General features: G+C 54.6%; 16 protein-coding genes. 6 read left to right on the top strand and 10 right to left on the bottom strand.

The annotated features are described in order from the left end of the window. Positions 1 to 163: 163 nt before the first annotated feature. The 8 genes from ABH899_RS11995 to ABH899_RS11960 all read right to left on the bottom strand — a co-directional run bounded on the left by ABH899_RS11995 (position 164) and on the right by ABH899_RS11960 (position 12462). Complete coding sequence (locus ABH899_RS11995; RefSeq protein ID WP_369996356.1) at positions 164 to 2041, bottom strand: chondroitinase-B domain-containing protein; 1878 nt, start codon at positions 2039 to 2041, stop codon at positions 164 to 166. A 174-nt stretch (positions 2042 to 2215) separates the two neighbouring features. Beyond that, positions 2216 to 2866, bottom strand: a complete 651-nt coding sequence (locus ABH899_RS11990; RefSeq protein WP_369996355.1) for an SGNH/GDSL hydrolase family protein — start codon at positions 2864 to 2866, stop codon at positions 2216 to 2218. After that, entirely contained in the window at positions 2863 to 5130 is a 2268-nt protein-coding gene (locus tag ABH899_RS11985) for a glycosyl hydrolase family 95 catalytic domain-containing protein (RefSeq protein WP_369996354.1), read from the bottom strand. Before ABH899_RS11985 ends, ABH899_RS11990 begins: the two co-directional genes overlap by 4 nt. Before the next feature lie 12 nt (positions 5131 to 5142). Then, positions 5143 to 6018, bottom strand: coding sequence for a carbohydrate ABC transporter permease (locus tag ABH899_RS11980; RefSeq protein ID WP_369996352.1), 876 nt, complete (start codon positions 6016 to 6018; stop codon positions 5143 to 5145). Between the two features lie 18 nt (positions 6019 to 6036). Further along, entirely contained in the window at positions 6037 to 6993 is a 957-nt protein-coding gene (locus ABH899_RS11975; protein ID WP_369996351.1) for an ABC transporter permease, read from the bottom strand. 95 nt (positions 6994 to 7088) lie between these two features. Beyond that, entirely contained in the window at positions 7089 to 8714 is a 1626-nt protein-coding gene (locus tag ABH899_RS11970) for an extracellular solute-binding protein (RefSeq protein ID WP_369996350.1), read from the bottom strand. Positions 8715 to 8919: 205 nt separating this feature from the next. Next, positions 8920 to 11238, bottom strand: a complete 2319-nt coding sequence (locus ABH899_RS11965) for a helix-turn-helix domain-containing protein (protein ID WP_369996349.1) — start codon at positions 11236 to 11238, stop codon at positions 8920 to 8922. Between the two features lie 186 nt (positions 11239 to 11424). Continuing rightward, positions 11425 to 12462, bottom strand: a complete 1038-nt coding sequence (locus ABH899_RS11960) for an EamA family transporter (RefSeq protein ID WP_369996347.1) — start codon at positions 12460 to 12462, stop codon at positions 11425 to 11427. 502 nt (positions 12463 to 12964) lie between these two features. Here ABH899_RS11960 and ABH899_RS11955 point away from each other — a divergent pair. Then, complete coding sequence (locus ABH899_RS11955) at positions 12965 to 13678, top strand: 2OG-Fe(II) oxygenase (RefSeq protein ID WP_369996346.1); 714 nt, start codon at positions 12965 to 12967, stop codon at positions 13676 to 13678. 165 nt (positions 13679 to 13843) lie between these two features. After that, positions 13844 to 14380 (top strand): GNAT family N-acetyltransferase, encoded by a 537-nt coding sequence (locus ABH899_RS11950; protein WP_369996499.1) that lies wholly within the window; start codon positions 13844 to 13846, stop codon positions 14378 to 14380. 142 nt (positions 14381 to 14522) lie between these two features. On the opposite strand, the gene ABH899_RS11945 is transcribed toward ABH899_RS11950, so the two are convergent. Beyond that, the gene (locus ABH899_RS11945; RefSeq protein ID WP_369996344.1) at positions 14523 to 16682 is read right to left on the bottom strand and encodes a CBM96 family carbohydrate-binding protein; all 2160 of its coding nucleotides are present in this window, start codon (positions 16680 to 16682) and stop codon (positions 14523 to 14525) included. Between the two features lie 107 nt (positions 16683 to 16789). Beyond that, complete coding sequence (locus ABH899_RS11940; RefSeq protein ID WP_369996343.1) at positions 16790 to 17806, bottom strand: peptidyl-prolyl cis-trans isomerase; 1017 nt, start codon at positions 17804 to 17806, stop codon at positions 16790 to 16792. Positions 17807 to 18062: 256 nt separating this feature from the next. Between ABH899_RS11940 and ABH899_RS11935 the strand changes: the two genes are divergently transcribed. From ABH899_RS11935 to ABH899_RS11920, 4 genes are all read left to right on the top strand, one after another. Beyond that, positions 18063 to 18614 (top strand): PepSY-associated TM helix domain-containing protein, encoded by a 552-nt coding sequence (locus ABH899_RS11935; protein ID WP_009673683.1) that lies wholly within the window; start codon positions 18063 to 18065, stop codon positions 18612 to 18614. Between the two features lie 27 nt (positions 18615 to 18641). Beyond that, positions 18642 to 19742 (top strand): PLP-dependent cysteine synthase family protein, encoded by a 1101-nt coding sequence (locus ABH899_RS11930; protein WP_369996342.1) that lies wholly within the window; start codon positions 18642 to 18644, stop codon positions 19740 to 19742. Further along, the gene (cntE, locus tag ABH899_RS11925) at positions 19735 to 20946 is read left to right on the top strand and encodes a staphylopine family metallophore export MFS transporter CntE (protein ID WP_369996340.1); all 1212 of its coding nucleotides are present in this window, start codon (positions 19735 to 19737) and stop codon (positions 20944 to 20946) included. Before ABH899_RS11930 ends, cntE begins: the two co-directional genes overlap by 8 nt. 105 nt (positions 20947 to 21051) lie before the next feature. Further along, positions 21052 to 22653 carry an oleate hydratase gene (locus ABH899_RS11920; protein WP_369996339.1) on the top strand — a complete coding sequence of 534 codons (1602 nt, stop codon included), beginning with the start codon at positions 21052 to 21054 and terminating at the stop codon, positions 22651 to 22653. Positions 22654 to 22692 lie beyond the last annotated feature (39 nt).

The following is a 22692-nucleotide window of genomic DNA, read 5'->3' as shown; positions in this document are numbered from 1 at the left end:
TGAACGTTCGTTCTGTATCTTATCAAAAACAGCCGATCAAGGCAAATTTTTTATTCTTCGCTTTCGTTTCAAGTCATAGAAAAAACCGGCACAATCTGTGCCGGCTCCATTACATATCCCCCTGCAGACTGCGGATAGCGAAGCTTTCTTTCCCCCTTAAAAGTCAGGGAGCATCCGGGCCCACTTCCGCTTGAGTCAGCGGGTGATTCGTAAAGCTTGACGCGCTCGAACGCTCATCGGCTCCGGCGTCGTTAACCGAGCGGGTTTCCCCGTCCATGTCCTCCTGGACAAAAGGATAAGAGCCTTTGGCATAATTGATCGCCGGGCTGGTAGCCGATAATTTCTGCAACCCCTGCACGGCCGTCAGCAGCGGATTCTTATTCCAGATCTCAGTGGAATTTCTGCCTTTGTTTGTCACGGTCCCTCCGTATCCGATGTTGCCTTCGAATACCGTATTGGTCGTTGCCGCCTCGTTATAGAGAATACCGGAGCTGTTTTTCACGATATTGTTGGCTACCCTGCTGTCTACCGGAGTGAATGCTTTGCCCGAACCGACTACGATACCGGTCGTGCTGTTAACGATCGTGTTGTTGACGACCTGGGCACGGTAAATTCTCCACTGAGCTCTCAGATCGTCTTCGCTCGGATTCGAAGGATAACCGCCCGTTCCGCCGTCGTAATTGCCGTTGTCGAGAATAATCGCGCTGTTCGTCAGATTTTCCATGTAATTGTTATAAATCTTATGATCGTTCCCGTAGATGCGGATGCCCGCCTGTTCCGATTCTACTCCGTCGCCGAGAAAGAAGTTCCCGTAGAAACTGTTGCTATGGCCGTGTCTCGAAGTAAGTCCGCCCTTGGACGTTTTGAACGTATTGTAGCGTACGGTATTGTTGCTGCTCTTTACGGATACGATTTCCGGTTCGCCGTCCGTATTTTCAAACAGATTATACTGGATTTTGTTGAACCCGTCGGAAAGCGAAATTTTGGACAAGCCCAGCCGGATCGTTTCTTTGCCGTTGTCGACCCATGGACCTACATCGTGAAAATAATTGTATTCAATCACATCATGTTGAGAAATATTCCCCTGCCCGTCCCCTTCATAAGCAATCAGTGGATTGGTATCCGTTTTGTTGCCGAAATCGTTGCGGTCGATCTGGTTATGATGGCTGTTCGCCCCGCTGACCTGAAGCCAGATAGTGCCTACGCCCCGTGCAGGTAAAGCAAACTGGTTCCGCGTCAGCCGGATATGATGGGAGCCGTTCAATAAGACACCCTTGTCGGCCGAATTGGCGAACTTCAAGCCCTCGATTGTAACGTAAGAGGATTTTTTGACTTCGAAAGTGGTCGAGCCTGTAATGACCGCCTTTCCGCGGTTTTCGGCTTTGATCGTAATGGGGCTTGCCTCTGTTCCGTTTCTATTTTCAATTAAAATCGACGGATTACTGCCGCTAACCGTGTAATTGCCGTCCGCCAGCACAATCGTCTGTCCGGCGCTTGCGGTTTTCAGAGCCGCTGCCAGTCCTTCCGAAGTGGACACGGGGATTCCCCCTTGGCTGCCGTCTTCCCCATAAATTTCGACTTCCGTGTAGCTGTTCCACAAATTGGTGGAGTTGCCGTGCCCGACAAGTTTCACGTAACGCACCGAGGATACATCCGCGAAATCAAATGTCTGAAGCTGCGCGTTCAGGCTGCTCGTCACATTTGTTTTCACATTCGTATACGTAACGTTGTCCGCCGAAGTCTGAATATCGAAAGTCGACGTTCTCGTGTCGCCGTTTAGGAAAGCAACTTTGATGTAAGCGACTTTACGGAGTGACCCGAGATCGAAGCGGATCCACTCGCCGTCACCGTTTGCGGACCAGCGGGTCGACAGGTTGCCGTCCACCGTATTAGCAGGCAGGTTGCCGTCATGCTTACTCGCCGTTACGGCGGAAGCGGGTACGGAAAGTTTCGTATTCGCCGCATAGCCCTGAGCGGGAATCAGCATAAGAAGCAGACAAAAAGACAAAATGAGCGAAAAGGTACGATTACCGGCGTTCATCACAGCACATCCTTTTGAGCGTATTTTTCAGCGCTTGACTTGCAGTTCCTTACTCCTTCCGCGAAACAGATTGCAGAGTGCGCACTCTTCTCCCTGTATACCGCAAACGTCCCGTAAAAGCTATCTTCAATTCTCGAAAAGCCCCCTCAAAATCCCGAATATCGGCGTTTTTCTTTAAAAAAGCTCCACCTTCATCGTGTCCAGCCATGCCCTGGCTATCAGTCCGTAGCCGGCGGCCGACGGGTGTACCCCATCCGGAGCCCAGTAGCTGGCCGGCGCTTCCGTGGAAGCGCGGGCAAACAAGCCGTCGAGCGGAACCAGCCGGGTTCCGAATTCCCGGGCCAACTCCCGTACGACTCCGATCTTCGGATCGAGATCTTCCCGCCACGCCTTGCGGTCTTCCGGCACGGGAAGGACGAAAGGCTCCATCAGCACGATCCGGGCCCCCGTTTCTTCCGTCGTGCGCGTCAGAAGCTGACGGTATCCCGCGGCAAACGTCTCCAGGGACGTGGGATCATTGCGGTCATACCTTCTCCAGCAGTCGTTGATCCCGATATAAATGGTGACCCAATCCGGCTTTAAGTCGATGCAGTCCTGCTGCCAGCGGTTTTGCAAATCCTTGACGCGGTTTCCGCTTATCCCCTTGTTGAGAAAAGTGACCCGGCTTCCGGGACAGGCGGCTCCGAACAAGCCCGCTATCATCTGAACATAGCCTTTTCCCAGGTCCGCATGATTTTCGCGGTTTCTGCCGGTATCCGTAATGCTGTCTCCTTGAAAAAGAAGAAGCTCTCCCCTTCCGATCGTCCTATCTTTGTGCTCCTTCATGTCCGATCCTCCTCTAATAAATTGCGGAACGGAAATCCGTGCAGGCGCCAAGGCTTGGAGCCTCCGAAATACCGGACGGGTCCCGTCTTCGCATCAACGGGTCCGATCCGCAGCTCGGGTTCTTCGCCGGCCGGATAAAGAATCGCTTCCTCCCCCTGTTTTAGCGGAAGCATAACCGATTCCCGGCTGTCCCCCAGCTGCACATCATGACGCGCGACCTCTCCGGCCAGCCGCCAGTGAATCGTGCCGGTCCAGCCCGTCCGGATTTCGCAAGGCTCCCCCGCCAGACTCTTGACCCTCACGAAAGACGTGGCCCCGGCGCGGCGGACGGCGCTGACGAGGAAGGCGCCCTCGGCGCGCAGGTCGTGGAAGGCGGCCTCCAGCCACTCTTCCGGCACAGCGGGGAAGATCCGGATCGTGCCGCCCCAGCTTTGCAGCAGCATATCGTGCAGCGATTCGGCCCCGGCAAGAGGGGTTTCGATGACAGGCCCCGCTTCTTTGTACATCGTGTTCGGCTTGATAAGGCCGAGAAGTGTATGAAGCAGGCGCAAAGCCTCGTCCCCCCAGCCGAGTGTAGCTGCGATCGAAGCCGCCCCGGCAAAGCTGAAGCCGCGCAGGTCGCCTTCGCTGTCCAGCCAGTGCCGGAGGGAACGGGCGATCAATTCCCGTTCCTCTTCCCGGTCCGGGCTGGCCAGGTGCAGCGGAAAAGCCGCCAGCAGGTGGCTGAAGTGCCTGTGCCCGAAGGCAAGGGGGACCCCGCGGCCGACCATATAGCCGCTTGCGTCCACCGGCAGCGGCGTCAGATTGTCCAGCGCTTCCCGCCACCTGCCGGCAAGGGGATCGCCGCTTCCGAGCCGTGCGTCTGCGGCAAGCAGCGTCTCGCATCCCCACCGGAGCAGCGCGAGGTCGTAGTGGCAGTCGCTGACGGTCAGCCGTTTGAACGAGCCGTATTCCGGCGAGATCGTCGGAGGCAGATGCAGCTTCCCGTCCTCGCCCGCGTGAAGCAGATGCAAGTAGTAATTAACGCTTCCGCGCAGCGCGGGATACAGGACATCCCGCAGCAGCCCGTCGTCCATGGAATAACGGTACTGTCGCCACAGACAGTGGCAGAGCCAGGCCAAATTCCCGATTTCCTCGCCTACCTCGCTGCGGAGGTCAAAGCTGCCGCTTCTCCCAAGGCCCGCGGAATCATGGCGGTACGGCTGCGGAACATTTTCCCTCAGATGCTCGCTGTTATCCGCTACCGCTTTGACCAGCGACTCTCCGATCGCTAGACGGTTGGACGCGTACACCGGGGAATAACTCATCTGGACGTTCATGTTGAACCAGTTCCCGGCCCAGGGGGTCGGTGCAAGCCAGGGACCCTGATTGTCCAGCAGGACACTGTCCGCCCTTGCCGCCGATGCCAGTTTATACATCTGAATCCAGTAAAAACTTTCCAGGCGCCGGTCGGGGATGGAAAGAAAGCTTTGGCGGTAATAGTCGTGCCACCACCTGCGGTGAGCGGACACCCATTCGCCGAAATCGCCGGACGCCGCTTTCCGGACGGCTTCCGCCGCGTTCTTTCTCGCCTTATCGGTGCAGCTGTTCTGGATGGAGACGAAGGCGACTCTCCGTCCATCAGGCGATTGCGTGACTGTCCAGGCGGTGACGCACCCTTCCCCGCGTCCTTCCCCTCCCGTGAAACGCTGGATAACAAAAGTCATTCCATCTTCCCGGGACGTCTCGTGCACGGCAAGCGGGATATACTGATTAACGTTGATTCCGTCGGCAAATTTGAGCACATCGTCCACTTCGGAGTGAGGCACCCACTCCAGGCGTGCCTCCTTTTCCTCCTCCGAAGTTTCAAGTTCAACGGCCATGACCGCTTCTTCGGCATGAACAAGCGCCCTGATGCGCACTTCTCCGCATGTCGTAGTCAGCGAGCCCCGAAGCTCGGCGTTCCACAAATCCACCCTCAGCCGTGTGGGATTATAAATCAGGCCCGCCAGCTCCAGGTTCATTTCGCCTATCGGCACACGGGGTTTAAAATCATCACGATCCGTACGGGTTGCCGTCACATCGGTGCGGCCCGTAACAAACCGGAGCGTCCGCCGCTTTTTCGCATTTTCCGCTCCGTAGACCATTGCTCCGATCGTTCCGTTCCCGATGTAAGCGCCTTCATCCCAGCTCGTCGATTTCACGACCCATTCCATATCGTGCTCCGCCATAAAAGCCCGCCAATCGAGATCCAGGCGCGGACGGTCTGTTACGGATTGCTTCATGAAGCGTCACTCCTATCCTTTTATCGCTCCGATGAGAGCTCCTTTTACGAAATATTTCTGTAAAAACGGATAAACGAGCAGAATCGGCACCGTTGCGACGATAATGGTCGCGTACTTAAGCGTGACGGTGAGCATAGCCACGTCGCCTTCGGAAGCGCCCAGATTGGCATTCGCTTCCCCCTGCAGAAGAATTTCTCGCAAAATAAGCTGCAAAGGAAACATGGATCTTTCCTGCAGGAAGATGAGGGCGTTAAACCACGCGTTCCAGTGGCCGACTCCGTAATAGAGAAGCATGACGGCAAGGACCGGAAGTGAAAGCGGCAGGACGATGCGGAACAAAATAACGAAATCATTCGCCCCGTCGATTTTGGCCGACTCCTCCAGCGCATCCGGGATGCCTTCGAACGCCGTTTTCATCAGAATCAGATTAAACGTGTTAACCGCCGTCGGAATAATAAGCGCCCACAGCGTATTCGCAAGACCCACCCCTTTGACCGTCAAATAAAAAGGGATGAGCCCGCCGCTGAAAAACATCGTGAACACGATGAACAGCATAATCCGTTTGCGGTAAGCGAGGCTTTTGCGGGACAGCGCGTAGGCGCCGAGCGAAGTCAGCAAAATGTTGAACGCAAGACCCAGGAAGACTACGAAAAACGTGTTGGCGTAGCCTCTCAGAATCATGGGATTGCGGAAAACATTCGCGTAGGCGTCCAGCGAGAAGCCGACCGGCTTCCACAAAAACCCTTTGTGCGCAAGAAGCCCTCCCGCATCGCTGAGCGAGGCGAACACAACATACACAAGGGGGTAGATCGTTACGATCATGAGCAGGGTAAGAACAAGCAGATTGAAGCCGTCAAACGCCCGTTCGGAGATAGTCCGTCTGTTCACTAGGGATTCCTTCCTTTCCTACCAGAGACTCGTGCTGTTCAGCTTCCGGCTGATCCAGTTGGAACCGAGAAGCAGCGTGAAGTTCACCGCGGAGTTAAATAGACCGACCGCAGAGCTGAAGCTGTAATTAAACTCCTGGAGCCCTACACGATACACATAGGAAGACACGACGTCTGCGGTATCGAACGTGCTCGGATTGTAAAGCAGGATGATCTTTTCGAAACCGACGTTCATCATACGGCCCAGCTCCAGAATCAGCAGGATAATGATGGTCGGCATCAGTCCGGGCAGCGTAACGTTCAGCATCTGCTTCCAGCGCCCGGCACCGTCCATTTTGGCCGCTTCGTATTGTTCCTGATCGATGCCGGTCAAGGCGGCCAAATAGATGATGGTCCCCCATCCGATATGCTGCCAGATGCCCGAGGACACATAAATGGTACGAAACCACTCCGGTTCCAACAGAAGCGTTAAGCGTTCGCCGCCGAAAAAAGCGATGATATCGTTAATGACGCCGCTGCTCGCCGTAAAATCTTTAATGATGCCGCAGATCACGACGAGGGAAATAAAATAAGGCATGTAAGTCACGGTCTGAACCGTCCGCTTAAAAACCGAGTTCCGCACTTCGTTCAGCAGCAGGGCCAGAATGATCGGCGCCGGAAATCCGAAGACAAGCTCGTTCAAGCTGATCAGAATCGTATTTTTGATCGTCCTCCAGAAATAAGCCCCGGAGAAGAAACTCTCGAAATGGGCGAATCCGACCCATTCGCTTCCCCAGATGCCCAGCCTCGGCGAAAAATCTTTAAAAGCGATAATCGCGCCGTACATGGGAGCATAGTGAAAGACGGCATAGTAAAGCAGTACCGGCAGCAGCATCACATACAAAAGTTTGTTTTTGCGGATATCGAGCAGGAGGCCGGTCCGGGCCTGTTTTTTTGCGGCCGGGTACGGCAGAGCTTCCTGATTTATGGCAGCCATGACACAATTCCTCCGTTCGTATCGGCAGCTCCGGTCGTGAGACGTACATGTCCACACGGTAAAATCCGATTAACGGGCTGCCGCAAAGCATGTTATTAGCGCTTGTTGTAGCGGTCGAAGGCATCCTGGTAAATCTTCGTCACTTTATCGATTCCCATCTCCTTGATCCGCTTTACATACTCGTCGAATTTATCCAGAGGCTCTTTTCCCATCACGAACTTGATAAACATTTCTTCCTTGTAGCTCGTAATAGCCGTGTTCAGCTTGGCGATTTCTTTGCTCTCCTCTACGGTCGGCGTAATAAACTGTGGCAAAGCATGCTTCGCCGCATCGGTCTCGGACCATATTTTCAGGGCCTCGTCCTGCTGCTTGAATGTATTGAAGTTCTTCCGGCTGTCCCCGAGGTAAGGGCCGTTCGGTTTCGTGTATTGGGAAATCATTTGCTGAAGGGTGTATTTCCCGTCCTTCGCTATTTTATCGGTAAATGCTGGCGTGCCGTTGTTCAGGGTAAAGCTGTCGCCTTCCGTCCCGAAGTTAAAAAGCAGACTGCCCTTCTCACCGTACGCGTAATCCAGCCACCTCACGGCCAGCTCCGGATTTTTAGAGGCATCCGAAACCGCTTTGCTGGCAGCCGGATTATACTTGAAATCCCGCTGCCCGATGAAAGGGCGCTCGCCTTTGGTCAGCGTCGGATAAGGAGCTGCGACGAGCTGAAAATTCGGATTCTTCTTCTTTCCCGTATCCATCCATCTTCCCATTCCGCCGCTCAGGAGATGAACCGTCGCACCGGTGCTCTCGTTCAGCATTTTCGTATCCAGTGATTTGGAATCCGTATTAAGGGCGAAATCTTTATCGATCAGCCCCTCCGCATACCACTTGCGCAGAAGCGTCAGCGCCTCTTTGAATTGAGGATCGACCGGCCCGTATCTGACTTTCCCCTGGTCGTCGATATAGTAACGGTTTGCCGTTTTGTAGGCGCCGATAAAAGCGTCCTGGATGTTAAACTCGTTCTGGTATAAGGCGGAAAACGGCGAGGCCGCCCCTTTGCGCTCTTTAAACGCTTTCAAAACGGTGTACCAGTCGTCGATCGTCACCGGAACGTCCAATTTCAATTCGTCCAGCCAGTCCTTGCGGATCATGGGTCCTCGGAATACGAGTCCGTTCTCCGGGCGGATCATCGGAAACACGTAATAATTACCGCTGTCCGTTTTGATCATTTTGTCCAGCTCTTTGTCTTTCTCGAGCAGCTTTTTCAAGTTCGGGGCGTACTTGTCGATATACGAATTGAGCGGAATGATCACCTTATCGGCGATGGCTTTCTCCGGTCCGCCCGGGTACGATCCGCTGCCGCCGCTCCAGTTGTACTCGATCACATCGGGCAAATTGTTGGAAGCGATCAAGAGATTGAACTGGTCTTTGGACTGACCGTCCGCCGGGTGCGTGTACTTGACTTTGATGCCCGTTTCTTTCTCCAGCTGTTTGCCGAACGGTGAGTCCGCCAGATTCGTTACGAACGCGGAAAGGTTCGTGTCCATCGGCTCCCACGAGGTTAGCGTTTCTTCCGCACGAACCGGGTATTTGCCGGGTTCCGAATCCACCGCCGATTGTTTCTCTTCCTTCCCTCCTCTTCCACCGGCCGAACAAGCTGCGAGCATAACCGAAGCTGCCAGAATGACGATGACGCCCGAGCGGCTGTTTCTTCTTCCCGAATGTCGGACCATGTAAACCCTCCTCTTCAAAATCGCGGATGCGCGGTTGCGTCGCGCATCTCAGTGTCAGTATGACTTGCCGCTGCCGTCAAAAGATATCTTCAAAAACCGGAATGGCCCATCAATTTGCCGAAATCCGGGTTGACCGGCAGCCTGTAAAAACCGCAATCCGTCTGTAAAAAGCACACAAAAGCGTAAAAACCGCACGCGGCGGCTTCTACAGGATTTCTTTGTATTTGCCCGGTGTGACGCCTTCGAATTTTTTGAAAATCCGGTTGAAAGTATTGATATCGGAATAGCCGACTTTCCGGGCAATTTCGATGATCGGGTCGCTTGATTGCGACAGCAGTTTCTTAGCTTCCGCAAGACGGACTTTCTGGATCACGTCCAGCAGCGCTTCGCCCGTCTGCGCTTTGAACTGCTTGGACAAATAAGAAGGCGTGAGACCGAACGCTTCTCCGATCATGCTGATATTCAGATTTTCCGAGCTGTAGTTCTGCCGCACATACTCCGTTACCTGCCGGCTGAGCTGATCGTGCTCCGGTTTGCGGCTTTCCTGGATAAACCCGCATACGCGTGACAGCACCTCCCGCATTCCGGCCGTCATTTCCTGCAGCGTCTCCGAGCCCGCCAGCCGTTCGGCCGGATTCAGTTCGCGGATCAGCTCCCGTTTGCCCGGCAGTCCGATTTCATCGAGCGCTTTGAGCAGAGTGCCGACCAGATCGAACAGCAGACAGCGGCTTAGCGGCACGGAAAGCGTCTTCTGCACCACATTGCGCTCAATAACTTGTTCGACGAGCGCATTCGCTTGCCCGAAATCCCCCGCTTTCACGAAGTTGATCAGCTGCTGTTCCACATGCATCGGATAGGAATAGAAAGCCGCCTCCCCGGACTCGTCCCCCCCGGGCAGATCCCCATAGGCGATCACTTCACCGCTACCCATGACGATGCGGTATTCCATCGCGGCCAGCGCTTCTTGATAAGCGAGAGGAACGCCCGCGAGACCCGCATGAACGCCGCTGATCGCGATCGTTAACCGGACCTGAAAATGGTCCGACAGAAACGCTTTCACCTGCCGAGCGAGCCGTCGGATCTCTTGTTCGTCGGCTTCGGGACTGATATTCAGAATGCAGGCCTGCATATCGTCTATACCGGCAGTGACGGCACTGCAGCTTCCGGCCGCCGCCGTTTCTTCCGCCACGTTCATCAGAAGGAAATGAATCTGCCGGATTTTTTTGGCGTCGCCTCCGCCGGGCTCGTCCCACTTTCCGAATTGATCGATCCGGAAGAGCAGGACGGCATAGTGTTCATGCGGGAATCCGATATCATGAGCGGCCAGGGATTCATGAACCGGCACATTGGGATCGAGCCTGCCTTTGAGAAGCCCCTGCAGAAAGTGGGACCGGATCGCATCCCGATGCTGCATCAACCGCCGGCTGACGATCTCCTTCTCGGCAAAAGCGTTGTTCAACGCGTTCTGGACGAAGCCGTATTCATTGGACCCTTCTTCGAACGCCAGGCCTGACTTGGTGGAGAGATTGCGGATCAGAACATGAATGGGGCTGTAGTTCTTTTTCAGGAACAGGAACGTCAAAATCCCCCCGATCAAGAGGCTCAAAAACAAGTTCACAAAAATAAGAACGGACATATGCTTCATCTTCTCGTCAAAAATGTCCGCCGGCATCATCGACACGTACTTCCAGCCGGTCTGTTCGGATGTGGTGTAAGACACGGCCAGATTCCTTCCGGCCGATTCTTTGTAAACGAGCCCGCTCTTGCCGGAGAGCTCCCCGTAGGCCGGATAATCGGTCTTTGGGCCCGTGCCGGAGGAAGCCAGCAGCCGATTTTTCTCGTCCAGCACGGCCACGGAGGCATTATGGACCGGTGCGAGATTAGCCAAAAGCTTGGACTCTTTGATCACAAAAAGAATGACTCCGCCGGGAAGATCGGGATTGTCCAGAATAACCGATTTGGCGTACAGGACGGCGCCGGTTTTGCTGCCGTTCTCCGTAAGCGTCACCGGCGCATACTCCTGGATAAATCTTTTATCGAAAAAAGATTTCCATTCGTCGTAGCCCATACCTTCGTTTTCGCGTAAAGTCTCATACAAGGCACGGCTGTCCGTGCGTTCGCGGGATGATATGACCGTATCGCTGTTTTTGTAATAAATATAAATCTGATCGATAAAATCGTTGGCCACCTTATATACGCCCAGATCGCCCGCAATGCCGATCAGTTCATAGTGATCGTTGTCCGTCAGAGGGCTGCCCGCATGGATAAACCCCGCAAGCCGTTTGTTGAGCGCCATTTCGACGCTAAGCCTTTCGATGCCTTTCAAATGATTGTCGATCGCCTGCTCCATCTGCTTGATCACGGCTTCATTGGACCGGTTGACTTCCGTTTCGACCACATTCCACGTCACCATATAAATCACACCGTTGATCAGAACGGGAACAAGCAGCACGGTTATGTAGGAAATGAGCCAGGTTACAATAACGCTGCGTCGGTTAAACCGTATTCTCTTCAGGCTGTACACTCCCCCGCCACCTTGTAATGTAAACGCTTTATTGAACATTATACCGAAAAGGAGAACCGGGAACATGAACGCGGGTCATGCTTCTTTTATGATTTTTTTGTAAAGGTGCGTAAAAAAAGCCAGTGTTCTCAGCGGAACAGACTGGCTGCATGTATCTTCGCTTCATTTAAGTTCGGCAGCGCCGCGTCATGACGCCAGTCTTACGACAAGTATACCGGCCAAGGCCAGAAGCATGCCGCACGCTTCCCTTCCGGAAATGTTTTCTTTGAGGTAGAACTGCGCGTACAGCAGAACCAGCACGACGTTCATCGCGCTGATGGCGGATACGATCCCCGTCACGCCTCCCCGAAATGCGGGGATGATGAACAGCATCCCGGCCAGGTTTGTGATGCCCACGGTCATCCCCCAAAGCACGGTCCGTTTCATCGACCACGCAGGAGATGCCGGATTGTCCGCTCCGTTCGTGGCAGGGTGCGACCGGTGATCGTCTTCGCTGCCGGGAAGACTCTTGTCCCCGCCGGAGTGCCGGGAAATCCGGGCGTGCTGCGCATCGGGGCCGTAACCGGTCTCCCGGTCGTGCAGGCTCTCGTGCGGCGAACCGACCGCCGTGATTTGCTGCCCCGTCTTCGCCGGAACCTTCAGCCTGGACAGCAGGTACATGCATGCGAACAGGATCGTGCCTGTCCCGTACATGACGGTTAGTACAGGCAAAGTATTCGCTGCCGATAAGGTCGCCTGTTTGGACGATAAATCCGTAAAGCCGAAGAACAGCATCGTCAGCAGGCCCCACTGGATTCCTTGCAGCTGACCCAGCTTCAGATCATGCGAATACCGGATGACGAGCAGGCCGAGAATGACGATGCAAAAACCGGCCAGCTGCACGAGGCCAAGCGATTCTCCCCACAGGAAATAGGCAAGAGTCACCACGACCACCGGCGGCAGACCCGTAAACAGCGCGATCAGAGAGGCTCGTCCGACCGAATAGCCTTTATACATCGAGGCGTTTGCAATAAAGGAGAAAAGCCCCATGGGAACTCCAAACCATACGCCGTGACTCCATACCTGGTTAACAAACAAGTTAACGACAAGCGAGATCAGGGCGCCGGACAAATAAACGCCGAATAGCAGCACATTCCGGTCGGTGCGCCGCTGGGAAGTCCATTGGTACAAAATTCCGCGCAGCCCGAAAGAGACTGCGGCAAGTGAAGCATACATAAACCACATCGTTCGTTTCCTCCGCTCCATACAATCAGCCATACTTGTAATGCCTATCATCTTTATAGACATAATAGCCTTTCATACCGCCGGCTGTATACCCAATCACGGATTTGCTTTGCTGACGTCCGAGGTTTTCAGGTCACGCCCGAGCTTGATTTACGAAAGTTTCCGGCCGATCTTTTATGCAAATGTTTCATTAAACTGGGCCCGTATTTCGTTATCTTGCGGTTTCATTCCGGAACCGGTACGCGACTGTCCTTCCGGAGGTATACTGTTTTCAGATAGCCCCAAACGCTGTTACCCGTTATTAACCGAGAGAAAGGATTATCTGTCATGAAAAATTATTCCGCTGATTTTGTCCTGCACCGGACTTTTTTGCAAGCCCGGACAAAAGATTCGCTTATCCCGACATCGTCGGAACCGGGCCGTACAGGCACTGCCATACACGCCGTCTTCACAGCCAATGTAAGCGGCGGCTTATGTACCTGTACCGGAGGAGGGGCCCGTCATGCCGGATAATATAGCGGAGCGTATCGCCGGGCTGGACTGGGATTCGATCCGGCAGTCTTTGGACGAGCACGGATATGCGAAACTCCCTCCTATGCTCGAATCCTCGCAGTGCGAGGAGCTTATCGGCGGCTACGGGGAGGACCGGCTTTACCGCAGCACGATCAACATGGCCCGGTACCGTTTCGGGCTCGGCGAGTACAAATACTACCGCGCTCCCCTTCCGGATGTGATTCAGGAGATGCGCGAAGCGTTTTATCCGCCGCTGTCGGACATCGCAAACTCCTGGCTGAAGCGGCTGAACCAAGAGGCCTTGTACCCGGACTCGTTATCCGGGTTTTTGGAACAGTGCCGCCGGGAGGATCAAATACGCCCTACCCCGCTCATCCTGAAGTATGAAGCCGGAGGCTACAACTGCCTGCATCAGGATGTATACGGAAGCGTGTTCTTCCCCTTCCAGGTCGTATTTGCGCTGAATCAGAAAGAGCAGGATTACACGGGCGGAGAATTTCTGCTGGTGGAACAGCGGCCTCGCGCGCAGAGCAGAGGACATGTCCTTACGCTGGAGCGCGGCGAGGGGCTGATTTTCCCGACGACCCATCGTCCGGTGTCCGGCTCCCGGGGGTACTACAAGACTACGCTCCGGCATGGCGTAAGCACCGTAACGACAGGCACACGTTACAGTCTGGGACTTGTTTTTCACGATGCCCAGTAACAGCTGCTTGTCTTGTCAGGGAATCAGGGGCTACAAGTCAACTCATGCGAAAAGCACCGTTTTAAGTTATACTGGATAAATCTACATAGAGGAAGGACTGAACGATGCGCAGATATCAATACTTTAACCCGCCGAAAATGAACGAAACTGGAGGTAAAGCTATTGATGAAAGACAAGCTGGAAACGGAAAGACTCCTGCTCCGGACCATGACGGAAGAAGACGCCCCCCGTCTGTTCGAAGTCTGGTCTTCTCCCGATGTAACGAAATTTATGAATATCGAGCCGTTCACGGAGATTAAACAGGCAGCGGATATGATCGCCTTTCTGAACGGACTGGCCCTGGAAAACAAGGCGGTCCGCTACGCGGTCATCGAGAAGGAATCGGGTGCCATTATAGGTTCCTGCGGGTTCAATGAACTCGATTCCGGACAACGCAGAGCGGAAATCGGCTATGATCTGGACTCTACTTACTGGGGAAAAGGCTACGCGCCCGAGGCAATCGGATGCCTGCTTGCTTACGCGTTCGATGAGCTTGGAATGAACCTCATCGAAGCTAAAGTCGAGCCTGAAAACGTCAATTCGATTAAAGTTTTGCGGAAGCTGCGGTTTACTTTCGCAGGCACGCTCAGCAGTGGGGAAGGCGCCGATTCCGGCCCTTCTTCCCCGCTTTTAAACCTTTATGCTAGAAGCCGGGAAGACTGACTCGCACCGGCCCGATCACACAGCAAGGGCTGCCGCATATTCGCGGCAGCCCTTTTGGCGCTTGTTCGCCTTACTCGCGTTTCTTGGAGCCAACCAGCAGCCTAAATTAGCATCTGTACGCTATACGGCGGCTAGTTCACGGCTAATTCACGACCAGTTCGGGCTTGTTAGCGGGATTCTCCCGGCTGTTAAACTGGATCGTCCGGTCCTGGTCGGACACTCCTTCCACGATCAGCGTGACGATACCGTCGGATAGCTGGTCCTTGACGAAAGAGGTGACATCCAGTTCATAGTACGTCAGCGTCCCGCCGACCTGGATGGTAGACAAGGCACCGGTTGTGGCGGCAGGCACGTTGTTCCAGGTTAGCCCCGTCTCCGTCCAGCCGTCTGCGGCCGCTCCCGACACTTTGACTTGGACGTTCGAAGCGTCCTGCGTGTTGCCGCCGAAAAGGCGGAGCTTGGCGGAAGTCACGGCGGTCAGACCGCTGACGTCGAATTTGAGGTAAGCCTTCCGGGTATAGCCTGCGGCCGTGCCGTCTTTGACGTACAGCGTCGGGGCTGTCCCGTAATTAACCCCGGCGCCGGAACCGTCGAGCACGTATGCGTCGGCTGTCGGCGCCTTGACACCTGCCGGAGGCGTTACCGGAACGCCGGCGCCGTTGTAAGCGCCGATATTCGGTGCCGCTGCTGCGGAAACGGCTCCGCCGAAGTAATCTTTGCCGCCGTTATCGGCGATAAGTTTGCCGGCGTTTAGCGCCGGAGAACCGGCCTTCAGGCGGTAAGCCGCCGCCGTAGCCAAGCCGGTGCCTGCGCCTCCCGGATTCACAAACGACGGGTCGGCCGTCCGTTTGGCGGGATCGGCGGGTTCATTCGCCGAATGGGTTCCGCTGGCCTCATAGAAGATGTTGTTGCTGAAAGAGGTCTGGCCCCAGTTGGCCGCTGTTCCCCAATTGGTCGTGACGGACGGATTGGCGTTGTAGAAAATATTGTTCGTAAACTGGTAGCCGGTTTTAGTCGTATCGTTGCCGCCAATTACCTTGTGCGAAGCGCCGTTATAGTAAAAGACATTGTTGTAGATCGAGGCCGGAGTCGCCTCGTTCGCGTTGAAATGGCGGATGATGTTGCCTTCGTTCTGGCTGATGTGATAGCGCATCACATCGTTCTTGTTCGTGCCCATCATGAGTACATGTCCCATCGGATTATCGTGGCTGTAATTGTACTGGTAGGTCGTATTTTCCAAATACAAATCGAAGTCCCACGCGCATCCGTCCTGGTTGGACGCCGGTCCGCCGAACGCTTCGTTGTACTGCAGGACGGTGTTTTTGGCGACGGCCAGCCAAATGGCGGCAATCGCATTGGTGGAGGCTACCCGCGTACCGAAACGGTTTGCCACGTTATATTCGACGAGAGCCCCGTCCGTATCCCGCAGAATAATGCTGTCTCCGCCGACATCTTCCAGATTGTTGTGACCGATGTAGACGTTCGTATTCCAGTTGCCGTACGTGCGTGTGCTCGTCGTGCTGAAGCTGTCGTCGTTCACATAGTTGCTGTGAGCCGCCGCCCGGATTCCGACGCGGTCCACTTTGCGGATGGAGTTGTTTTCGATCCGGACATCGTTGAATCTGGCGTAGGTGCGGGTAGAGGTAGCGGCCGTTCCCTGAATAACCGCAATAATGCCGCCGTTTTCCTTCGCTCCCGCGTTGTTGCTGCCGTCCACATCGTGAACGTCATTGTTGCGGATGTAAATGTGATTATAAACCCGGTCGCTTTCGTTCGCGTCGATGACGACGAAAATACCTGCCCGGAGTGCGGCGGAGTCATTGTTCTCCACGGAAAAATTGTCATCGTTCGTGACTTCCAGATTGTTGATTTCCCAGTACTCCTGGTTGCGAAGAAATACGGTCCCGGTGTTGTATGTTTTCGAACTGTTGTAAACGGTCTGGTTAAAATTGCTGCCGCCGCCGTTTATAACCGGTTTGCTCCCGGTTCCGTACTTGTCGATAACAATCGGGCTGCCGTCCGTACCGGAACCTTTGGGCCAAAGCTGGCCGTTCCAGACACCGCCGGATTTAAACAAAATCCGATCTCCCGGCTGAAACGTCGTCGCGTTCACTTTGGCTAACGTCTTCCAGGCCTGTGCCTGGGAGGCGCCGCTGTTGGCATCGTTTCCGGCTGCCGAGTCCACATAGTAAGCCGTTCCGGCCGCGTGAACCGGCTCCACTCCATAGAAAGCGTTTACAAAAAGCGATAAAAATAAAACGGCTGCCGTCCAGGCACTGATTCTGCTGGAAATTTTCTGCACGATGACTTGCCTCCTTTTTCGTAATGCGCGATAGCTTCGCTCCACTACTTTACAAAAAATTCCTCCGCCCGCCATAGGCAAAATTTTGACTTTCGTGTGCAGCCTTTTTACTTCATGACGCCGGCTTCCCCTTCCGATTCCAAAGGCTTTAGGACTATTATGTCGGTCCGGGCCAGACGCAAAGCCAGTTCCGCGGCATATCGCTCTTCCGTGTAAAGAATCCGGACGCGTTCTTTCACGTCTTCGAACGCCTCGTATTCCGCCTCTCCCCGTTCCGCGCAGCGGATGATATACAGCCGGTCACCCTCCCCGATCACTCCGCTCGTCTGCCCGGGCTGAAGTCCCTCCGCCTCTTGCAGCAGCGCCGGGTACCTCTCCGCGTCGGCTTTACGGTCCGCCGGTGCGAACCAGCGCGTTTCTGCCGTTAGACCGCTGTCAGCCTGTCCGGCCTGGCTTTCGAAAGCTTCTCCCGCCTTCAGCCTGGCCGCCGCCCGGTTCAGCTTCTCGGCACCGCTTGCGCTGTTTTCCGCCGAAAGGAGCTGCAGGCGGATTTTGGACGGACGCATGAACCGGTCGTCCTTCAAGCGTTCGTACGCGGCCTGCAGTTCGGCGTCACCGGCGGCAAAATCTTGCCCGGCCAGCGCCTCTTTCAGCCGGAGCTGCAGGTTCGACTGCTCGTAGCGGTAGTATCCGGCCGGATCGTAAGAGACCGGGCCGTAAACCGGCTCGCCGTGATCGGCAGCGGCTTTGCGTCTGGCGTTCTCCTGCCGCCAGCGCTTCTCGAAGTCACCGAAACCGAGTCCGCCCGCGGCCAGTCCTTTTCCCTTCGCCCACAGCTGCTCGGTCTTGAACTCCTTCACCCGCTGAAGCGTCTTTGCGTTCAATTCTTTCGGTTTTGCCGTGCTTCTCAGCATGTCCCGGACGAGTGTAAACTCGCCGTATTGGATAGGCTCATTACCGATGGAAGCGACGGCTGTGTATTCCGTTACGGATGAGGATTTATATCGCGCAAAGCCTGCCACTGCGGCTGCCGCCGTCACAATAAGCGCCGACACGACGATGATTCGGGCGATCCGGTTTTTCTTCCCATCCGGTTTCATTACGGGCTTTCTTTTTGTGCCCATTCGACTCCCTCCTTTCAAGGTTCGGCTTTGTTTTTCCCCTATCTTAAGAAAGGTCGTGCCGGTTTGCCAGGAACTCCGTTGACTTTTTGATCCGAAAATGTGAACAATTTTGACTTTTTTCCCCACATAATCCGATAATTCGGCAAAATAACCTCTCCTATATAGCCCAGTTGAGTCATGTTAATTTTCACATTCATGGATATAATTGGTTTACGGAAATTCCGTATATACAAAAAGAGGAGGAAGAAAGACATTCATGAAAACACGTAAATATCACTTGTGGGTGGGATTGATCGCTTCGATTTTTATTTTTGTGGAAGCGCTAACAGGAATCCTTCTGGTCCACACGAGCACCATGGGTTTCAATAAGCAGGTTCAAACGTACGAAGCTCCCGCAGCTTCAAACTCCGGTCAGCAGACTTTAAATGTGGCCGAAGCCGTTTTGAAAGCGAGCCAATCAGGCGCTTTCGATCTCTCGGAGGCCCGGCTCGTCATGAACCATACGCTGGGAGACGGCCATCACGGACAAGCGGGCGATTACAAAGTCCGGCTGCGTGACGACGATCAGACCCTGTACGTCATTGATCTGTACGGAAACGTGATCCGCAAAGAAGTAAACGCTACCAACAATTTTGTCAGGGATCTCCACTTCGGTGAACTGTACGGCAAAGATATTACCTGGTTCGTCGATATCGCGGCCATTTCCATTATGTTCCTGACCGCCACCGGCATCGTGCTTTCCATCCGTGTTCTGAAAGCGGGGTCGATACGCAAAAGCAAACGTAAAAAGGCGGAAGCCGCAGGCTAGATCTGAACTTTGGAGGAGGTATGGATAATGTCTACGATTCTCGATACGATCGGCAATTCCCCTCTTATACGGTTAAACCGTCTTGTCGAGTCGGCGGATTCGGAAATTTATTTGAAAATGGAGCGTACCAATCCCGGCGGAAGTATCAAGGATCGTCCCGCGCTTTACATTATCGAAGAGGCGGAAAGAAGGGGCTGGCTGAAACCCGGCGGCACGCTTATCGAATCGTCTTCGGGCAATTTCGGCATCTCGCTGGCCATGATCGGCGCAGCCAAAGGGTATCGCGTCATCGTGCTGGTGGACCCGAAAACGACCCCCGTCAATCTGGCCATGATGAAAGCGTACGGAGCGGAGGTGATCGTGGTAACCGAACAAGACGACAGCGGGTCCTATCACAAAACCCGGATCGCGCTGGCCAACAAGCTGCACCGGGAAATTCCCGGCTCGTTCCGGCCGGATCAGTGCTTTAACCCGTGGAACGGGGACGCCCATTATGTTCAGACGGCGAAAGAGCTGATGGATCAAAGCGGTCACCGGATTGATGCCGTTATCGTCACCGTCAGCACAGGCGGTCAGATCGGGGGCCTCTCGCGTTACATCAAGGAATACGCCCCGCATGTGAAAGTGATCGCGGTCGATGCGGTCGGTTCGACTATTTTCGGCGGCAAGGCGCATGCCTATCTTCTGCCCGGCATGGGGCTGAGCTGGACGCCCACTAATGTGGACGATTTGCAGCGCATCGACGAAGTCTACAAAGTGCCGGACGAGGATGCGTTCCTCATGTGCCGTGTGCTTGCCAAGCACGAAGGCATACTGGGCGGAGGCTCGACGGGAGCCGGGATGGTCGCCGCCTGGAAGCTGGCGCAGCTCATGGGAAGGGGCAAACGGATCGTTTGCGTCGCCTCCGACAACGGGGAACGATACCTGCCGACCATCTATAATGACGACTGGCTGCAGGAACGCGGAATTTTGACGGATATCGGACTTCAAGAAATGAAGATACGCGTCCGCGAGCTGCCTCCCTACAGCAGAAATCCCGCCGAAACGGCCAACTACAAACCCGAGCTGGCCGAACAGCTCGATTCCCCCAGCCGTCTGATCTCAAGGGAGCTGTTCCGGCATGGATAATCCGTATTCCTTCCGGTCTCTGCAAGTGTATGCGGTTACAATTCTGTTTTACTGCATTGTCTATATGGTGCTGATGATTCTTCCCTTCTATGCCATCACGGCCGGTGCCGGCGAAATGGAAATCGGTCTTATCATGGGGACGACGATGTTCGCCTCCATGATCTGCAGACCCATTGCCGGAACCGTTATCGACCGGTACGGGACCCGGAAAGTGTTTGTGCTCGCGCTGCTTCTTTTCACCGTTTCTTTAGCGGGCTATTTCATTCCGAATCTGTGGCTTTTCGGTCTGGTCCGGGCGGTTCAAGGCATCGTAGCCGCTTTCTTTTCCACGGCCATGGAGATTATCACGATGGACCTGCTTTCCGAGAAGATGAGAGCGCAGGGCTTGTCCCTTTATTCCCTGGCGACCATGATCCCCTCGACATTCGGGCCTACCATCGCACTGCTTCTGAAAGACTGGCTGCCGATGATATGGATTTTCGGTTCGTTGTTTATGATGAGTATGGGAATATTCCTATTCGGTCTGTCTCTTTCCAGGCAAATGAAGTCGTCAGCCGCTGCGCCCCCGGCAGAAATTCCGGAAGATCCGGCAGCCAGTCCTCTTTCCCGGAAAGGCGTATGGAAAAGCCGGACCCTGCTTCTCTCCTCCGCCGTTATGCTTCTCGCTTCGGTCGCCAACGGCGCCATTTTCACCTTTCTGCCCTTGTATCTGGAGAAACAAGGTCTGAAATTTGCCGAGCTTTATTTCCTCATTCAGACACTTGTGCTGGTCTTGACGCGGTTTGCGGGCCGGAAGTATATTTCTTCCGACGGGAGCTTTCCGGGCCGGATTCTGTTCCCCGCTCTCGCTTTGGCATGCCTCGGCTCGCTGATTCTGGGAACCAGCCTGTCGCTCGCCGCGCTGGCGGCTGCGGCTGTTTTTAACGGTATCGCGTTCGCTCTGCTGTACCCTGCGCTGTTGACCTATGTGTCTTTCTCCGTTCCGCATTTTGCGCGGGGGCTGCTGATCGGTCTTTTTATCGGGGCCGCCGATCTCGGATTTTCACTGGGAGCTTTAGCCATGGGACCTGTCGCTTCTTCCTTCTCGTTTCCGGTCATGTTTATTACGGGAGGCGCGCTTTGTTTGCTGGCCGGATTTGCGGGCTTAGGATTTCGCGCGCGGCAAACGGAAAACGGAAAGAAGAGGACGGCAGCCGGATTGTAAACTCCGCTGTTATTGCGGCTCCGGCTTATTGGGTACGACAAAACCCGGAAATTGTCTAGTTTATTCCTCTCCGCCCTGTGTCCAAGTAATTAGGGAGAGGAGCTGATGAGAGTGAATACGCGTAAAGAGACAAACAACCATGCTTATTTCATAGGAGGCGGCATCGCTTCCCTGGCTGGAGCCGTTTTTCTGATCCGGGACGGCGGCTGGGCCGGCGAACGGATTCATATCTTGGAAGACCGCTCGGTAAACGGCGGATCTTTGGACGGAAGCGGTGACGAGCGGCAAGGCTATGTGATCCGGGGAGGACGGATGCTGAACGAACCGACTTACGAATGCACGTGGGAGCTTCTGGATTCCATTCCTTCGATCGATTCGCCCGGCAAATCCGTCAAAGACGACATCTACGCCTTTACGGAAAAATATCCGACCCATGCACAGGCACGCCTCGTCGATAAAGACCGGAATATCGTCGACGTGGAGCATATGCTCTTTTCCAATAAAGACCGTCTGGCTATCGGCAAGCTGCTTGTCACATCGGAAGAGCAGCTCGGCAAGCAAAAAATTAACGAATGGTTCGAACCCGAATTTTTTGAAACGAATTTCTGGTTTATGTGGGCGACGATGTTCGCTTTCCAGCCATGGCACAGCTTGGTGGAGTTCAAAAGATACATGATCCGGTTTATGCACGAGTTTCCCCGCATCCACACACTGGCCGGTGTCGCCCGCACGCCTTACAATCAATTCGATTCGATCGTGCTTCCAATCCAGCGATGGCTGGAAAGCCAGGGCGTCCGGTACGAAAGAAAGACGCGCGTAACCGATCTGGATTTTAAGCCGGATCCCACGGGGAAAAGCCCGGTAGTTGCGGGCCGCATCCAGGTCGTTAAAGACGGGAATACCGGCTCGATCGTGGTGAACCCGGACGATCTCGTGTTCTTCACGAACGGCTCCATGACGGAAAGCTCGGATCTCGGTTCGATGACGTCTCCACCTAAACTGGGCGGAAAAGGACCTTCGTTCGGGCTGTGGGAAAAAATTGCCGCGAAGCTGCCGGGCTCCGGCAATCCGTCCGCATTCGACGATCATATCCCCGAGTCCAAATGGGCATCCTTTACGGTCACCTGCAAGGACCCGATGTTTTTCGACTTCATGGAAAACTTCTCCGGCAACAAAGCGGGAACGGGCGCGCTCGTTACCTTTAAAGATTCCAACTGGCTGATGTCTGTCGTACTTGCGCACCAGCCGCATTTCCGCAACCAGCCGGAAGATGTTCAGGTATTCTGGGGCTACGGCCTTTTCCCGGACAAACCGGGTGATTTCGTACCGAAGAAAATGTCTGAATGTACGGGAGAGGACATTTTAACGGAGCTGTTGTCCCATCTGAAACTGTCGGAAAAACTGCCGGAAATGCTGGGAAACTCCATCTGCATTCCCTGCATGATGCCGTTCATCACGAGCCAGTTCATGCCCCGCGAAGAGGGGGACCGTCCGCAAGTTGTGCCGGATGGCTCGGGAAATTTCGCATTTATCGGGCAATATACCGAAATCCCCGACGATGTCGTGTTTACGGTGGAATATTCCGTGAGAACGGCGCAAACGGCCGTCTATACGCTGCTCGATATCGACAAAAAGATTCCCGGGATGTACTACGGGAACCGTCATGCGAAGGTGCTCTTCGATTCGTTGGTGACGATGGTCAAATAGCTTGTCCCGAGAAGCTCCCGCCGGAACGGCGGGGGCTTT

This window comes from Paenibacillus sp. RC84 (genome assembly GCF_041260495.1).
In the GTDB taxonomy this organism is placed as follows: Bacteria; Bacillota; Bacilli; order Paenibacillales; family NBRC-103111; genus Paenibacillus_F.
The sequence above is the reverse complement of the archived record's forward strand: the minus strand, read 5'-3'. Positions and strand labels throughout refer to the sequence as shown.

Excerpts from the sequence above, each read along its gene's own strand:
- ABH899_RS11960 (WP_369996347.1), bottom strand. The coding sequence starts at position 12,462 with ATGTGGTTTATGTATGCTTCACTTGCCGCAGTCTCTTTCGGGCTGCGC.
- ABH899_RS11975 (WP_369996351.1), bottom strand. The coding sequence starts at position 6,993 with ATGGCTGCCATAAATCAGGAAGCTCTGCCGTACCCGGCCGCAAAAAAA.
- ABH899_RS11985 (WP_369996354.1), bottom strand. The coding sequence starts at position 5,130 with ATGAAGCAATCCGTAACAGACCGTCCGCGCCTGGATCTCGATTGGCGG.
- ABH899_RS11930 (WP_369996342.1), top strand. The coding sequence starts at position 18,642 with ATGTCTACGATTCTCGATACGATCGGCAATTCCCCTCTTATACGGTTA.
- ABH899_RS11970 (WP_369996350.1), bottom strand. The coding sequence starts at position 8,714 with ATGGTCCGACATTCGGGAAGAAGAAACAGCCGCTCGGGCGTCATCGTC.
- ABH899_RS11955 (WP_369996346.1), top strand. The coding sequence starts at position 12,965 with ATGCCGGATAATATAGCGGAGCGTATCGCCGGGCTGGACTGGGATTCG.
- ABH899_RS11935 (WP_009673683.1), top strand. The coding sequence starts at position 18,063 with ATGAAAACACGTAAATATCACTTGTGGGTGGGATTGATCGCTTCGATT.
- ABH899_RS11990 (WP_369996355.1), bottom strand. The coding sequence starts at position 2,866 with ATGAAGGAGCACAAAGATAGGACGATCGGAAGGGGAGAGCTTCTTCTT.
- ABH899_RS11950 (WP_369996499.1), top strand. The coding sequence starts at position 13,844 with ATGAAAGACAAGCTGGAAACGGAAAGACTCCTGCTCCGGACCATGACG.
- ABH899_RS11920 (WP_369996339.1), top strand. The coding sequence starts at position 21,052 with ATGAGAGTGAATACGCGTAAAGAGACAAACAACCATGCTTATTTCATA.
- ABH899_RS11940 (WP_369996343.1), bottom strand. The coding sequence starts at position 17,806 with ATGGGCACAAAAAGAAAGCCCGTAATGAAACCGGATGGGAAGAAAAAC.
- cntE (WP_369996340.1), top strand. The coding sequence starts at position 19,735 with ATGGATAATCCGTATTCCTTCCGGTCTCTGCAAGTGTATGCGGTTACA.
- ABH899_RS11995 (WP_369996356.1), bottom strand. The coding sequence starts at position 2,041 with ATGAACGCCGGTAATCGTACCTTTTCGCTCATTTTGTCTTTTTGTCTG.